Raw genomic sequence first — 13,783 nt, forward strand, 5'->3', positions numbered from 1 at the left:
AACATGTCATTATCATTAAAGAATAGAATTGAGCTTGTGGAAGAAAGAATTTTGAAGGCTTGTAAGCGTGCAGGGCGAAATCGAGATGATGTTCAGATCATTGCAGTTACGAAATATGTGTCATTGGATACGACGAAGGCTGCACTCGAGCAAGGCTTACTTCATCTGGGAGAAAATCGTTGGCAGGACGCGCAAGCGAAATGGGAAGCGATAAGCGGTAATGTTGATCAGGTTACAGAGGATCAGCCTATCTGGCATTTTATCGGCTCTTTGCAAACGAATAAGGTGAAGGATGTCATCGGGAAGTTTACATACATGCATTCGTTGGACAGGCTATCGCTTGCTAAGGCAATTGATAAGCGGGCTTCCCAGCTTAATATTATTGTTCCTTGTTTTATTCAAGTTAATGTCTCTGGAGAAGACTCCAAGCAAGGCATTGAACCTGATGATCTCTTTCCTTTTGTAGAGCAGCTTGCGCAGTTCAAATCGATCAAGCCAATCGGCTTGATGACGATGGCTCCTTACGAAGCGGAACCGGAACAAACCAGATCGGTCTTCAGAGCTTTGCGCGAGCTGAGAGATGAACTACAATGGCGCTCTGAGATTCCACACACCATCACCCAATTATCAATGGGCATGTCGAATGATTTTGATGTTGCGATCGAAGAAGGAGCGACATGGATTCGCCTTGGTACGATTTTAGTAGGGAAAGAGGAGGAATAGGGGATGAGAGTCATGAATCGGTTTATGAGCTTTCTTGGATTGCAGGATGAAGAAGAAGAAGTAGTAGTAGAGCGAGAACGTGTTGTACAACAAGAAGAACAAGAAGCTGAAACTTCTCCCTTCGAGGCACGTAAAAACACAAAGAGCAATAATGTCGTCAGCATACACTCGCAGAAAAATGTCCGTGTGGTGCTTAGCGAGCCAAGGTCGTATGATGAAGCACAAGAAATTGCTGATCATTTGCGGTCACGCCGCGCTGTTATCGTTAATCTGCAACGTGTTCGTAACGATCTTGCCGTTCGGATTGTTGATTTTTTAAGCGGTACCGTGTACGCTTTAGGCGGGAGCATCTCTAAGCTAGGCCCCAATATTTTTCTTTGCACGCCGGATTCAGTCGAAATTCAAGGTGCTATAACGGAAATGCTGGCGGAGGAGAACGACTACAACAAAATGAGGTGACCTTGAGTTAATGGAACAAGTTTATAGTATCGTTATGATGGTGCAAAAGATTTACACATTTATGATTATTGGTTATGTGCTGCTTTCTTGGTTGCCTAACGCTCGTGAAAGCTTTATCGGCGTATTTCTAGGAAAGCTGGTTGAGCCATATTTAGGAGTTTTCAGAAAGTTTATTCCGCCAATTGGAGGAATGCTTGATCTTTCTCCGATCCTTGCAGTGTTCGCTCTTCAATTTGTAGCGTACGGCTTAATTGCTGTAATCGGATTTTTTATTTGATTAAAGGAATGAGTTCTTATGAAACAAGGAATATATGATCATTTCCATCCCGAAGAGAAACCTTTCGTAGATCGGGCGGAGGAATGGATAGAGCGGTCCGCACATCAGCATGAGCTGAAGCGGACCGATTTTTTGGACCCAAGACAAGCTCAAATATTGACAATTTTGGCGAATCGCAACCCCGACGTCAATGTTCGCTTTGATGGCGGGTATGAGCAAGCTGAACGGAAGCGGGCTATTATTGGTCCGGATTATCGAAGCTTGGACGATGAAGCGATGGGGATATCCGTTCTTGAGGTAAATGGGCCAGGACAAGCTCAGCTGGAGCTGGATCATGGTGATTTTTTGGGCGCGCTGCTTGGACTTGGGATTAAACGCGACCGAGTTGGTGACATTCATGTGCATGAACATTTTTGTCATATCATTGTTTTGGATGAAATTGCTGATTACTTGAATATCCATCTTAGACAGGTTCATCGGATAAATGTACTGACAGACGTACTTCCTCTCACCGAGCTGAAGATCTCTCTTCCGAAGCTGGAGGAAATGAGCTTGTCAGTTGCTTCCATGCGATTAGATGGGATTGCAAGCGATGTATATCGTATTAGCCGATCCAAAATCGTAGATCCGATTCGAGCAGGAAGATGCAGGGTGAATTGGAAATCGGAAGAAGATCCATCCGAGCAGCTCCGAGTGGGTGACGTTGTGTCATTCAAGGGTCTTGGCCGGTTTAAAGTACTAGAGATGGATGGCGTGACAAAAAAAGGCAGAATTCGAGTGAAGATCGGCAAATTTATTTGAACGATTGCAGGAATTTACCTGCAGTTGTCGAATTAATCTCATCAAATAGTGTAATTCGGTTACGAAAGTCTCAAATACCATAAGGAGGTGCTCCAATGCCGTTATCGCCGTTGGACATACATAACAAAGAGTTTGGTCGGAGATTACGTGGCTACGATGAGGATGAAGTTAATGAATTTCTCGATCAAGTCATCAAAGACTATGAATCACTCATTCGTGAAAATAAAGAAATGCAAAATCAAGTGCTGGGCTTGCAAGAAAGATTGAATCACTTTACGAACATTGAAGAAACACTTAGTAAAACAATTATTGTTGCACAAGAAGCTGCTGACGAAGTTAGAAGCAATGCGAAGAAGGAAGCTCAACTGATTATCAAGGAATCCGAGAAAAATGCGGATCGTATTATCAACGATTCACTTGCAAAGTCTCGTAAGGTTTCTCTTGAAGTCGAAGAGCTTAAAAAACAAGCATCAGTTTATCGTGCTCGTTTCCGTACCCTCGTTGAAGCTCAGCTTGAGTTGCTCTCTGTTGACGGTTGGGATACGTTAGAACCGCAAACGAGACAAGCGGAGCATGAATTGACTCGCGGCTAAATAATAAAAAACAGGCTAAATGTTATTTGACATTTAGCCTGTTTTTACGCTATAACTAATAGTAATTAATTCATGATCTAAACTTCGTTGATGAGAACAAGTACGTTTTAAGTTCACTCCTCAGAGAGCCGGCAGCAGCTGAAAGCCCGGTGTGTGAGCTATTGCGGAATATCCTCTCTGAGAAGCGGCGCCGAACCTGCGAATGCAGCAGTAAGTGCTGACGGTTGTCCCCCGTTATAGGGAACGCGAGCTTTATGCTCGCGACTAAGGTGCCGCATGAAGCACAGCTCTAGCGAGCTGATTGTTTTCATTAAACCTGTTTGCTGGATTTCAGCATCAGATGCGGAACAAGGGTGGTAACGCGACTAAGCCTCGTCCCTTCTCATAGGGATGAGGCTTTATTTTTGTTTAAAAAATAGGAGGCTGGAACGATGCAACGCGTAGACGTTAAGGAACGTGCCCGCAGCCGTGAGCTGCGTGTCTTGGAACAATGGAAAACAGATGATACCTTCAAAAACTCAATCACTAATCGGGAAGGCAAACCTAATTTCGTATTTTATGAAGGCCCGCCAACTGCTAATGGAGCACCGCATATCGGTCATGTACTTGGACGCGTAATTAAAGACTTTATTTGCCGCTATAAGACGATGGATGGCTATCGTGTTATCCGTAAAGCGGGCTGGGATACGCACGGACTTCCAGTAGAGCTTGGAGTGGAGAAGCAGTTAGGCATCTCTGGCAAGCAGGATATCGAGGATTACGGCGTTGAAAAGTTTGTGAAAAAATGTAAAGCCAGCGTATTTGAATATGAGAAGCAATGGCGTGAGCTTACTGAAGCAATCGCTTATTGGACTGATCTAGACAATCCTTATATCACGCTTAAAAATGAATACATCGAGAGCGTATGGAATATTTTATCGACCATTCACGGTAAAGGTTTGCTGTATCGCGGACATCGTGTAAGTCCATATTGCCCAGATTGTCAAACAACGCTCAGCTCGCATGAAGTTGCACAAGGTTATGAGGATGTTAAGGATCTAAGCGCAACAGCGAAATTTAAGCTTGTGCAATCTGGTGAATTCGTTCTAGCTTGGACGACAACACCATGGACGCTGCCTGCAAATGTGGCGCTAGCTGTAAATCCAGAGCTCGATTACATCCGCGCTTCCAAAAACGGTGAAGTATATATCGTAGCTCAAAATCTAGCGGAGAGCGTTCTGAAGGATGGCTACGAAGTTTTATCTGTATTGAAAGGCGCTGAACTAGTTGGTCTTAGCTACGAGCCGCCATTCCAATATGTAACTGTGGAAAAAGGACATATCGTCATTGCTGGCGATTTCGTTAGTGATACAAGCGGTACGGGTATTGTTCATATTGCGCCGGCGCATGGTGAGGACGATTACCGTGTTTCTCGCGAGAACGGAATCAGCATGCTGAGTGTTGTTGATTTAGCAGGTCGTTATACGACAGAGGTTACTGACTTTGCAGGTCGTTTTGTGAAAGACGCAGAGCTTGATATTGATATCGTCAAAAACCTGAGCGAACGTGGTCTTCTATATTCGAAGGAGCGTTACGAGCATAGCTATCCGTTCTGCTGGCGCTGCAAATCGCCGCTTATCTATTATGCAATGGAAAGTTGGTTTATCAAAACAACGGCAGTTAAGGATCAACTGATTGCGAATAACAATAGCGTAGATTGGTATCCTGGTCATATACGCGAAGGGCGCTTCGGTAAGTTTTTGGAGGATCTGGTGGATTGGAACATCAGCCGCAATCGTTATTGGGGTACACCGCTTAACGTGTGGGTATGCGATGTGACAGGCAAAGAGTATTCTCCAAGCAGTATTGCTGATTTACGTGCAATGGCAATCGGCGACGTTCCTGAGGATATCGAGCTTCATAAACCATATGTAGATGACATTAAGCTGAAATCACCTTTTGCTGAGGGTGCTGAAATGACACGTACTCCTGAAGTTATCGATGTTTGGTTCGATAGCGGTTCAATGCCATTTGCACAGCATCATCACCCATTCGAGAACGAACAGCAATTCGCTGATCAATATCCGGCAGATATTATTTGTGAGGGTATCGACCAAACTCGCGGCTGGTTCTACAGTCTGCTTGCTGTATCGACGCTATACAATGGCAAAGCGCCATACAAAGCGGTCATCTCGACTGGTCATATTTTGGATGAGAACGGACAGAAGATGTCCAAGTCGAAGGGGAATGTTATCGATCCTTGGGAAATCATCAATGAATATGGAACAGACGCTTTCCGTTGGGCGCTGCTTGCTGACAGCGCTCCTTGGAACAGCAAACGATTCTCGCGCGGTATTGTTGGTGAAGCGAAATCGAAGGTTATCGATACGATCGTAAATACACATGCGTTTTTCGCTTTGTATGCTTCGATCGACGGATTCGATTATTCTGCTCATGAGGAGTCCAAATCAGACAACAAGCTGGACCGTTGGATTATCTCACGTCTGAACAGCTTGATCAATTCGGTGAACAAGGGTCTTGTAGTTAATGATTTCTTAAATCCAGCGAAATCGATCGAAACTTTTGTTGATGAGCTGAGCAACTGGTATATCCGCCGTTCGCGTGACCGGTTCTGGGGAAGCGGGCTTTCAGCAGATAAAATAGCAGCTTATCAAACACTTCGCAGTGTATTGCTTACCCTCTCACGTCTCATTGCTCCATATACTCCTTTGCTTGCAGAAGATGTATACGGAAACCTTGGCGGAGTTGGCAGCGTACATTTGGCGGATTATCCGAAAGCGGATGAGGCTCTGATCGACGAGACTTTGGAACGCGACATGGAAAGCGCGAAACAAATCGTTGAGCTTGCACGCAACGTTCGTAACGAGACAGGGATTAAGACTCGTCAGCCTTTGTCGGAATTGATCGTGTCACTAGACCGTGAGTTTAATGTTGCGGACTTTGAGGATATCGTGAAGGATGAAATCAATGTAAAAGCAATAACGGTCCAAAATTCGGATAGTGGTTTCGTTGATTTCACACTGAAGCTAAATCTTAAAGTTGCCGGTAAAAAATACGGTAAAAACGTTGGTCCTATTCAAGGTCAACTGAAAGGTTTGTCAGCAGAGCAAACGCGCAGCATCGTAAATGGCGGAAGCTTCGACTTCACAAGTGCAGAAGGCGAACAGCTATCAATCACTGTTGATGAGCTATTGGTTGAGAAGCAGGCGAAATCAGGCTTTGCATCCGCATCTGGAAATGGTGTTACCGTAGCACTAAATACGGATATTACAGCCGAGCTAGAGCAAGAGGGCTGGGTGCGCGAAGTGATTCGTGCCGTTCAGGATACACGTAAAAAATTGGATCTGCCGATTGAGAAACGTATTGATCTCGTGCTCAATGTCGATGGAGAGCTGAAAGCGGCGCTTGATGCGTTTGCACAAGTACTGCATGACAATGTGTTAGTGCAGACGGTAGTCTATGGTGTAGAATCAGAGATGGAAAAAGTTATGCTGGGCGACAAGGAAATAGGGATTTTCATTCGCGGATAAGGTTATAGTATAAAGGAAATTAACAAGTAAAAAAACGAGGCCGTCCCCTACAGACAGCTGCAGCTTGCGATGGGAAAGTCGCGAAGCATGCAATGTCCGTCAGGTCTGGCCTCGTTTTATTGTTTGACAGAGGGGATGGCTCGTATGACAACAAATAACCCGGAACAGCCGAAAAATTTGAACGAGTTACAATCTTCACTCAGCAAGCTTGATAAACGACTGCAAACGTTAGCCGCCGAAATGGAGCATACCCAAATAGCGGACTATGTTAATCTCCTTAATCGACCATGGACGATGATTTGGAAAAACTTGCTCGCTGGTACAGCTAAAGGCGTTGGAATCGCTATCGGTTTTACTTTTTTTGCTGCGACCATTCTTTATGTCTTACGTATATTAGGAGCGCTGAACTTGCCGATAATCGGTGACTACATTGCGGACATTGTTCGAATAGTCCAAATCCAGCTTGAAGGAAAGATGTATTAGTTACAGACCTTCGTCAGCAATGTCTGATTCTAATCCATGATCCCCTTCATCCGATTCTAAGTAGTGACGATACTCTCGATTTCGAATGACAGTGACATGACGGCCTGTAATATCGGTCGCAAGAAAGCTTTCAATCGATTCGACGAATCCATCATTCTCGAAGGCTTCAATGCCTACATGGTCATAGTCTTCGACATCTCGGTTCTCGGACATGGCTGGTGAATCGGAATTTCCCCATTGCTCCACAATTTGCCAAGCATCCTCGCCGTCAAAGCCATTGATGGAATCATGCTCATCCATGCTTGTGCGGCCGAATGGGGGATCGAGGACTAGTTCTTCAACGGGCCTGCGATAGGTTAAATGCTGCCGCGGCGCGTGTTCAATACAATGAAGCGTGTCCGGTACTGCATCTAGACGTTCGAGTGGAATAGGCTCACTGCAAGTTTTGCAGATGCCGTATGTGCCATCAGCAATTGCGGTTAATGCTGCCTCAATGCGGCCAAGATGCAGTTCCTCTTGCTCGTGCAAGGCAACATCCTTTGCTCGTTCATAAAGCTCCGTAGCGACATCAGCGGGATGATTGTCGATTGCAGAAAGCTCACCGGTATCGTCGCGAAGGGAATGCGCTAAGCCAAAATGTTCATTTTCTTCAAGCCGCTTCTCAATTTCACGTTGCTCATCTAATAATCTGCTTTGCAGCATCTGGAAATGAGCGGTTGTTGCGATTGTCATGTTGAGCACCCTCCTTAGCAGGGAACATAGTTGCTGTATTAGCTTTTGCTGAAAATCGGATTTTCAGTATGGTCTTCAATGGAAGAACAACGTCGAACGCTGGCTCTTGTTTAGTCCAATATGCTACAATTGATTAGCAAACTTGTTAAGTTAATGATGTTTGTAGGTTTTTATCGAAGCGTTTCTCGAGTGGAAAACGCTGCTTTACAAAAAAATAGGAGTGATACGATGCGTTTTTATTATTACTGGATAGCGGTACTGGTGTTAATCCTTGATTTTGTAACAAAGAAGTTAATTGAAACAAAATTAGAAATCGGGGATCAAATTAGCGTTATCGGTAATTTTTTTCTCATCACATCGCATCGAAATCGTGGTGCAGCATTTGGTATTTTGCAAGAGCAACGACTTTTTTTCATCATCGTCACCGTTATCATTGTAATCGGAATTATTGTTTATTTACAGGCAGTACGCAAGACAGCTAAAGCGTGGCTGTTAGTTGGGCTAGGGCTTGTACTTGGCGGCGCGATTGGTAATTTTATCGACCGCGCACGTTACGGGGAAGTTGTTGATTTCCTGCAGTTTAATTTCGGCAGCTATAGTTTCCCAATCTTTAACGTAGCGGATTCGGCGATTGTATGTGGTGTAATATTAATATTAATTGACACCTTATTAGCAGCTAAAGATGAGAAAAATTCTTTGCAAAATGGAGAGGACAAGGATCAAAACAATCATGAGCAGCAACCTGTATAATGAAGAACCGTTGGAATGGGTCGTAGAGGCGGAGCAATCCGGCGAGCGAGTAGATAAGTTTGTAACTGACAGTATTGACGATCAAGGCGTATCGAGAACACAAGTACAAGAATGGATCAAGGCAGGGGCCGTGCAAGTCGATGGCAAATTAGCAAAAGCGAACGTGAAGGTAGCAGAGGGCAATCGCGTTGTTTTACAAATTCCCGAGCCCGAAGAAGCTGCAATAGTACCTGAGAACATACCTCTTGAGATTATTTACGAGGATTCAGATGTAATTGTCATCAACAAAAAACGTGGCATGGTCGTTCATCCTGCACCGGGTCATTCATCAGGCACGCTAGTCAATGCTTTGATGTATCACTGCAAGGATTTGTCTGGCATTAATGGAATGATCCGTCCGGGTATTGTTCACCGTATTGACAAAGACACAACCGGATTATTAATGGCTGCCAAAAATGATCTAGCTCACGTTTCACTTGCCGAACAGCTCAAGGAGCATACGGTAACCCGTAAATATATTGCATTGGTACACGGCAATTTGCCGCATGACCAAGGGACGATTGATGCGCCGATTGGGCGTGATTTGAACGATAGGAAGCTGTTTACAGTAACAGAGCACAACAGCAGACACGCTGTAACTCACTTCCACGTAATTGAGCGCTTAGGCGATTACACGATTGTAGAGCTGCAGCTTGAAACGGGACGTACCCATCAAATTCGTGTGCATATGAAATACATCGGACACCCGCTGGCGGGAGATCCGGTCTATGGTCGGAATAAGACGGTAGCCTTAAAAGGACAAGCTTTGCACGCCACGCTGCTTGGCTTTACACATCCGAGAAGCGGAGAACGGTTGGAATTTGAAATGCCTTTGCCGGCAGACTTTGAATATGTACTAAGCAGCTTGCGCTCCAGATAAAGCAATTTGTTCAATAGTACAAACTTTTCACCACATTATTCATTATTTCAAGCACCTAAGTACGTTATTCTAATTAATAACAACTGAAGTAAATGAAAATAAGGATAGGTGATGTGAAATGACTTCCATTAACCAAAATTACTTGGAGCTGCAAGGCAGCTATTTGTTCTCTGAAATTGCAAAACGCCGTACGAAATTCATTCAAGAAAATCCAAATGCTGAAATAATAAGCTTAGGCATAGGCGATGTTACACGCGGCTTGCCGAGTGCAGTTCTTAATGCGATGCATAGTGCTGTGGATGAGCTGGCAGCTCCAGGCTCGTTCCGTGGATACGGACCTGAACAAGGCTACGATTTTCTAATTGATGCGATTATCGAGAATGACTATAAATCACGCGGCGTTGACATCGCTTCAAACGAAGTGTTCGTAAGCGATGGCTCCAAATGTGACGTGGGTAATATTCAAGAGATCTTTAGCCAGAATAGTATCGTTGCGGTTCAAGATCCTGTTTACCCGGTATACGTTGATACGAATGTTATGGCTGGCCGCTCGGGCAAATACAACCAAGAAACAAAGCGTTATGAAAACATTGCCTATTTGGAGTGTACGGCTGAGAATGACTTCAAGCCAAGCCTTCCTAATCGTAAAGTAGATATTATTTACTTGTGCTACCCGAACAATCCGACGGGAATGACGCTTACAAAGGAAGAGCTTAAAGTATGGGTTGATTATGCGAAAGCAAACAACTGCATCATCCTTTATGATTCTGCATATGAAGCTTATATTCAAGAAGAGGATGTTCCTCATACGATTTACGAAATTGAGGGTGCGCGCGAAGTAGCGATTGAATTCCGCAGCTTCTCCAAAACAGCAGGCTTTACGGGCGTACGTTGTGCTTACACAGTTGTTCCGCGCGAGCTTAAAGGTCTAGATGATTCTGGCAACGAGGTGCTGATTAACGATTTGTGGAATCGCCGTCATACGACGAAATTTAATGGCGTATCTTACGTTACACAACGTGGAGCTGCTGCTATTTACTCGGAAGAGGGCAAAGAACAGATCAAGTCACTGGTTGATTATTACATGAAAAATGCTGCAATTATTCGTGACGGCCTAGCATCCATTGGTCTAGAGGTGTTTGGCGGGGTCAATGCTCCGTATATTTGGCTAAAAACACCTAACGGTATGGATTCCTGGTCATTCTTCGATAAGCTTCTTACAGAAGCAAATATCGTTGGAACTCCAGGTGTAGGATTTGGCCAAAGCGGCCAAGGTTATTTCCGTCTTACTGCTTTCGGTAGTCTTGAGAATACACAAAAAGCAGTAGAAAGAATTCGTAAGCTAAGCCTATAGTAACCAACGCTATCCTCGCATAGTTCATCGGGATTGGATCACACTAAGTACAAGCGGAAAAATTCGTTTTTACTTGACTTCTTTTGTCGAATGTGGGATAATTCCTATGATATACAGCAGTACCTTTAACTCAGTCCCGAGAGGCTGGCAAGGTAGCGTGAATAACAGGTCTATAGAAGAGAAGAATAGGACAGCCTAATACGCCGCTCTCTGTGACGAGAGCGGCAGGGGCTTGTATCTATCTCTTCATGCCTACTCACAAACTCCTTGCGATTTAATGCAAGGAGTTTTTTGTCGCAACCTGTCAATTTGGACGATTATGGAGGGAGTCAGCGGAAATGACGGAAGAAGAGCATTTGGTCATCATGGATGAAACGGCAATTCGCCGGGCATTAACGCGAATTGCTCATGAAATTGTGGAGAAGAACAAGGGCATCGATAACTGTGTGATCATTGGCATTCGAACGAGGGGGATCTACCTAGCTCGCCGAATTGCAGAGCGCATTGGTGAAATCGAAGGAAAGCCTGTTCCGGTGAGTGAGCTTGATATTACTCATTACCGCGATGATCGCAAAGCAGTCATTGCCGCAGACGTGGAAGTAGCAGCAGCAATTGGCGATACCGACGGCGTGCCCTTTACGGTTCAAGACAAACGCATCATTTTGTTCGATGACGTATTGTATACGGGACGCACGATTAGGGCGGCGATGGATGCACTTATGGATTGCGGACGGCCGCAAAGCATTCAACTGGCTGTACTTGTAGACAGAGGACATCGAGAACTGCCGATTCGACCTGATTTTGTCGGCAAAAACGTTCCAACCTCGAAGCAGGAGGAAATTGATGTGGCTCTTTCTGAAATCGACCTAATTGACCAAGTAACTATTATTAACCAGAGGGGGCAAGCCGGATGACGATTACACAACTTAAGCAACGGAGTTTGCTCGGATTAAAAGATTTAAGCCAAGAAGAGATTGAATCAATTCTTGATCGCGCTGCTTATTGGGAGAATCATTCAAGCAAAGTACACACGACGATGCAAGGCAAATTTGCAGCTAACATGTTTTTTGAGAACAGCACTCGGACGCGCTTTTCATTCGAGGTAGCTGAGAAACGTCTTGGAACTGAAGTGCTAAATTTCTCCGCTGCCGTCTCGAGTGTGCAGAAGGGCGAATCGATTTACGATACAGTACGCACGCTTGAATCGATGGGAATTGATGTTGGTATTATTCGTTTGAAACCGATTGGCGTGCTTGCTGAACTGGCAACGAAGATTAAGGTGCCTCTGATTAATGCCGGAGATGGCAATAATGAGCATCCAACACAAGCACTGCTCGATATGTACACAATGCGTAAGCATTTTGGACAACTCAAAGGATTGACGGTCTCGATTATCGGAGACGTGCAGCACAGCCGTGTTGCAAGATCAAATTTGTGGGCGCTGCAAAAATTCGGAGTGAATGTGAACTTTTGCTCACCGCCGAATATGCAGGCTTCAGAGCTAGATGTCTCTTATGTGTCAATAGATGAAGCAATGAAATCAGATGTTGTTATGATGCTGCGCGTACAGCTGGAGCGTCATGAGAGCGGCATGCTGAGTTCTGCAGAAAATTACCGCGAGCAATACGGCTTGACAGTGGAAAGAGCGAGCAAGCTTGCTAATCACGCTATTATCATGCATCCTGCTCCGATTAATCGCAATGTAGAGATTGACGATGAGCTGGTTGAGCATCCACAATCACGCATTTTTCCACAAATGGAGAATGGTGTTCCAATCCGCATGGCGGTTGTAGAACGGGCACTTAGCTAACAATAGCATCATAGATTGAAATCCGGAGGGTGAAACGACAATGTCATTATGGATTATTAACGGTAACGTATGGAATGAAACTTCGGGCAGCTTAGAAAGTAAGCATATTCGAATTGAAAACGGCAAAATCGAAGCGATCATAGATGGTGCCGAGGCAATTGATACAGGCAGCGCTGAAGTCATTGACGCACAAGGCAAGTTGGTATCGCCAGGCTTTATCGATATGCACGTTCATTTACGCGATCCTGGGTTTGAATATAAAGAAGATATTGCTACAGGAACACGATCTGCTGCTAAGGGTGGATTTACAACGATTGCTTGTATGCCTAACACTCGCCCTGTAACGGATACGGCGGAAACGGTTCGTTACATCACGAACAAGGCTGAACAAGTAGGTGTAGTGAAGGTATTACCATACGCTTCAATTACAAAAAATGAGCTTGGCCGCGAATTGACTGATTTTGCTTCCTTGAAAGAAGCAGGGGCTATAGGCTTCACGGATGACGGAGTAGGCGTTCAAAATGCTCAAATGATGAAAAACGCAATGGCACTTGCAAAGTCGATGGATATGCCGATTATCGCTCACTGCGAGGATGACACTTTGGTTGAAGGCGCTTGGGCATCGGAAGGCGAATTCTCACGCAAGCATGGCTTGAAAGGCATTCCGAATGAATCAGAGGCGATTCATGTTGGAAGAGACGTACTACTAGCGGAAGCGACTGGCGTTCACTATCATGTATGCCACGTTAGTACTGAGCAATCGGTACGGTTAATCCGCCTTGCTAAGCAAATCGGAGTTCGCGTAACTGCTGAGGTTTGCCCGCATCACCTGATATTGTCCGATGAGGATATCCCAGGTCTTGATGATGCTAATTGGAAGATGAATCCTCCACTACGCACACCTCGTGATGTTCAAGCGGTTATTGAAGCGATTGAAGATGGAACGATCGATATGGTCGTAACAGATCACGCACCGCATAGCGCAGAAGAGAAGGCTCGCGGCGTGCAGCTTGCACCATTTGGTATCGTAGGGTTCGAAACGGCTTTTCCGCTCCTTTACACAAAGTTTGTTCAAACGGGTAAGTGGACGCTTGGCTTCTTGCTGCAGCGTATGACTGCAGACCCAGCTCGTGTTTTCAGACTGCCAACAGGACGTTTGGAGCAAGGTGCGCCTGCGGATGTTACGATTGTAGATTTGAATAGCGAGCGTGCGGTTGATCCAAGCACATTTGCTTCGAAAAGCAACAATACGCCTTTTGGCGGATGGAAGCTTAGCGGCTGGCCTGTAACTACGATTGTAGACGGCGCTGTCGTTTGGTCAGAATAATACCATTTACTTATTAAAGCCAATA

The 13,783-nt window shown here is 45.0% G+C and carries 14 protein-coding genes and 1 other annotated feature; of the genes, 13 read left to right on the forward strand and 1 reads right to left on the reverse strand.

Annotated features, from left to right (window positions below; all coding sequences use genetic code 11):
• Nucleotides 1–3: 3 nt before the first annotated feature.
• The 7 genes from AC0YN6_RS00485 (at nucleotide 4) to AC0YN6_RS00515 (ending at nucleotide 6,866) form a co-directional block, all read left to right on the forward strand.
• Nucleotides 4–723 carry a YggS family pyridoxal phosphate-dependent enzyme gene (locus AC0YN6_RS00485; protein ID WP_475744347.1) on the forward strand — a complete coding sequence of 240 codons (720 nt, stop codon included), beginning with the start codon at nucleotides 4–6 and terminating at the stop codon, nucleotides 721–723.
• 3 nt (nucleotides 724–726) lie between these two features.
• Entirely contained in the window at nucleotides 727–1,182 is a 456-nt protein-coding gene (locus AC0YN6_RS00490) for a cell division protein SepF (protein ID WP_475744348.1), read from the forward strand.
• Nucleotides 1,183–1,192: 10 nt separating this feature from the next.
• The gene (locus AC0YN6_RS00495; RefSeq protein ID WP_475744349.1) at nucleotides 1,193–1,459 is read left to right on the forward strand and encodes a YggT family protein; all 267 of its coding nucleotides are present in this window, start codon (nucleotides 1,193–1,195) and stop codon (nucleotides 1,457–1,459) included.
• An 18-nt stretch (nucleotides 1,460–1,477) separates the two neighbouring features.
• Nucleotides 1,478–2,260, forward strand: a complete 783-nt coding sequence (locus AC0YN6_RS00500; RefSeq protein WP_475744351.1) for a YlmH family RNA-binding protein — start codon at nucleotides 1,478–1,480, stop codon at nucleotides 2,258–2,260.
• Nucleotides 2,261–2,355: 95 nt separating this feature from the next.
• Nucleotides 2,356–2,853, forward strand: coding sequence for a DivIVA domain-containing protein (locus AC0YN6_RS00505; RefSeq protein ID WP_475744353.1), 498 nt, complete (start codon nucleotides 2,356–2,358; stop codon nucleotides 2,851–2,853).
• A 78-nt stretch (nucleotides 2,854–2,931) separates the two neighbouring features.
• Nucleotides 2,932–3,236 (forward strand) — a binding site (T-box leader).
• A 48-nt stretch (nucleotides 3,237–3,284) separates the two neighbouring features.
• Entirely contained in the window at nucleotides 3,285–6,383 is a 3,099-nt protein-coding gene (gene ileS / locus AC0YN6_RS00510; protein ID WP_475744354.1) for an isoleucine--tRNA ligase, read from the forward strand.
• Nucleotides 6,384–6,527: 144 nt separating this feature from the next.
• Complete coding sequence (locus AC0YN6_RS00515) at nucleotides 6,528–6,866, forward strand: DUF5665 domain-containing protein (protein ID WP_475744356.1); 339 nt, start codon at nucleotides 6,528–6,530, stop codon at nucleotides 6,864–6,866.
• Here the strand turns inward: AC0YN6_RS00515 and AC0YN6_RS00520 are convergent, their stop codons facing one another.
• Nucleotides 6,867–7,598, reverse strand: coding sequence for a TraR/DksA C4-type zinc finger protein (locus AC0YN6_RS00520; RefSeq protein WP_475744357.1), 732 nt, complete (start codon nucleotides 7,596–7,598; stop codon nucleotides 6,867–6,869). It abuts the gene before it with no gap.
• Between the two features lie 228 nt (nucleotides 7,599–7,826).
• Here AC0YN6_RS00520 and lspA point away from each other — a divergent pair, with 228 nt between their 5' ends.
• The 6 genes from lspA to AC0YN6_RS00550 all read left to right on the forward strand — a co-directional run bounded on the left by lspA (nucleotide 7,827) and on the right by AC0YN6_RS00550 (nucleotide 13,758).
• Entirely contained in the window at nucleotides 7,827–8,348 is a 522-nt protein-coding gene (gene lspA / locus AC0YN6_RS00525; RefSeq protein ID WP_475744358.1) for a signal peptidase II, read from the forward strand.
• The gene (locus AC0YN6_RS00530) at nucleotides 8,329–9,267 is read left to right on the forward strand and encodes an RluA family pseudouridine synthase (protein ID WP_475744359.1); all 939 of its coding nucleotides are present in this window, start codon (nucleotides 8,329–8,331) and stop codon (nucleotides 9,265–9,267) included. The genes lspA and AC0YN6_RS00530 overlap by 20 nt, the downstream gene beginning before the upstream one ends.
• 118 nt (nucleotides 9,268–9,385) lie before the next feature.
• Nucleotides 9,386–10,621, forward strand: coding sequence for an LL-diaminopimelate aminotransferase (locus tag AC0YN6_RS00535; protein WP_475744360.1), 1,236 nt, complete (start codon nucleotides 9,386–9,388; stop codon nucleotides 10,619–10,621).
• A gap of 338 nt (nucleotides 10,622–10,959) precedes the next feature.
• Nucleotides 10,960–11,535, forward strand: a complete 576-nt coding sequence (gene pyrR, locus AC0YN6_RS00540; protein ID WP_475744362.1) for a bifunctional pyr operon transcriptional regulator/uracil phosphoribosyltransferase PyrR — start codon at nucleotides 10,960–10,962, stop codon at nucleotides 11,533–11,535.
• Nucleotides 11,532–12,431 (forward strand): aspartate carbamoyltransferase catalytic subunit, encoded by a 900-nt coding sequence (locus AC0YN6_RS00545; protein WP_475744363.1) that lies wholly within the window; start codon nucleotides 11,532–11,534, stop codon nucleotides 12,429–12,431. The genes pyrR and AC0YN6_RS00545 overlap by 4 nt, the downstream gene beginning before the upstream one ends.
• A 40-nt stretch (nucleotides 12,432–12,471) precedes the next feature.
• Entirely contained in the window at nucleotides 12,472–13,758 is a 1,287-nt protein-coding gene (locus tag AC0YN6_RS00550; RefSeq protein ID WP_475744365.1) for a dihydroorotase, read from the forward strand.
• Nucleotides 13,759–13,783 lie beyond the last annotated feature (25 nt).

The sequence above is a fragment of the Paenibacillus sp. J22P15 genome, from assembly GCF_056269345.1.

Excerpts from the sequence above, each read along its gene's own strand:
- AC0YN6_RS00485 (WP_475744347.1), top strand. The coding sequence starts at position 4 with ATGTCATTATCATTAAAGAATAGAATTGAGCTTGTGGAAGAAAGAATT.
- AC0YN6_RS00490 (WP_475744348.1), top strand. The coding sequence starts at position 727 with ATGAGAGTCATGAATCGGTTTATGAGCTTTCTTGGATTGCAGGATGAA.
- AC0YN6_RS00495 (WP_475744349.1), top strand. The coding sequence starts at position 1,193 with ATGGAACAAGTTTATAGTATCGTTATGATGGTGCAAAAGATTTACACA.
- AC0YN6_RS00500 (WP_475744351.1), top strand. The coding sequence starts at position 1,478 with ATGAAACAAGGAATATATGATCATTTCCATCCCGAAGAGAAACCTTTC.
- AC0YN6_RS00505 (WP_475744353.1), top strand. The coding sequence starts at position 2,356 with ATGCCGTTATCGCCGTTGGACATACATAACAAAGAGTTTGGTCGGAGA.
- ileS (WP_475744354.1), top strand. The coding sequence starts at position 3,285 with ATGCAACGCGTAGACGTTAAGGAACGTGCCCGCAGCCGTGAGCTGCGT.
- AC0YN6_RS00515 (WP_475744356.1), top strand. The coding sequence starts at position 6,528 with ATGACAACAAATAACCCGGAACAGCCGAAAAATTTGAACGAGTTACAA.
- AC0YN6_RS00520 (WP_475744357.1), bottom strand. The coding sequence starts at position 7,598 with ATGACAATCGCAACAACCGCTCATTTCCAGATGCTGCAAAGCAGATTA.
- lspA (WP_475744358.1), top strand. The coding sequence starts at position 7,827 with ATGCGTTTTTATTATTACTGGATAGCGGTACTGGTGTTAATCCTTGAT.
- AC0YN6_RS00530 (WP_475744359.1), top strand. The coding sequence starts at position 8,329 with ATGAGCAGCAACCTGTATAATGAAGAACCGTTGGAATGGGTCGTAGAG.
- AC0YN6_RS00535 (WP_475744360.1), top strand. The coding sequence starts at position 9,386 with ATGACTTCCATTAACCAAAATTACTTGGAGCTGCAAGGCAGCTATTTG.
- pyrR (WP_475744362.1), top strand. The coding sequence starts at position 10,960 with ATGACGGAAGAAGAGCATTTGGTCATCATGGATGAAACGGCAATTCGC.
- AC0YN6_RS00545 (WP_475744363.1), top strand. The coding sequence starts at position 11,532 with ATGACGATTACACAACTTAAGCAACGGAGTTTGCTCGGATTAAAAGAT.
- AC0YN6_RS00550 (WP_475744365.1), top strand. The coding sequence starts at position 12,472 with ATGTCATTATGGATTATTAACGGTAACGTATGGAATGAAACTTCGGGC.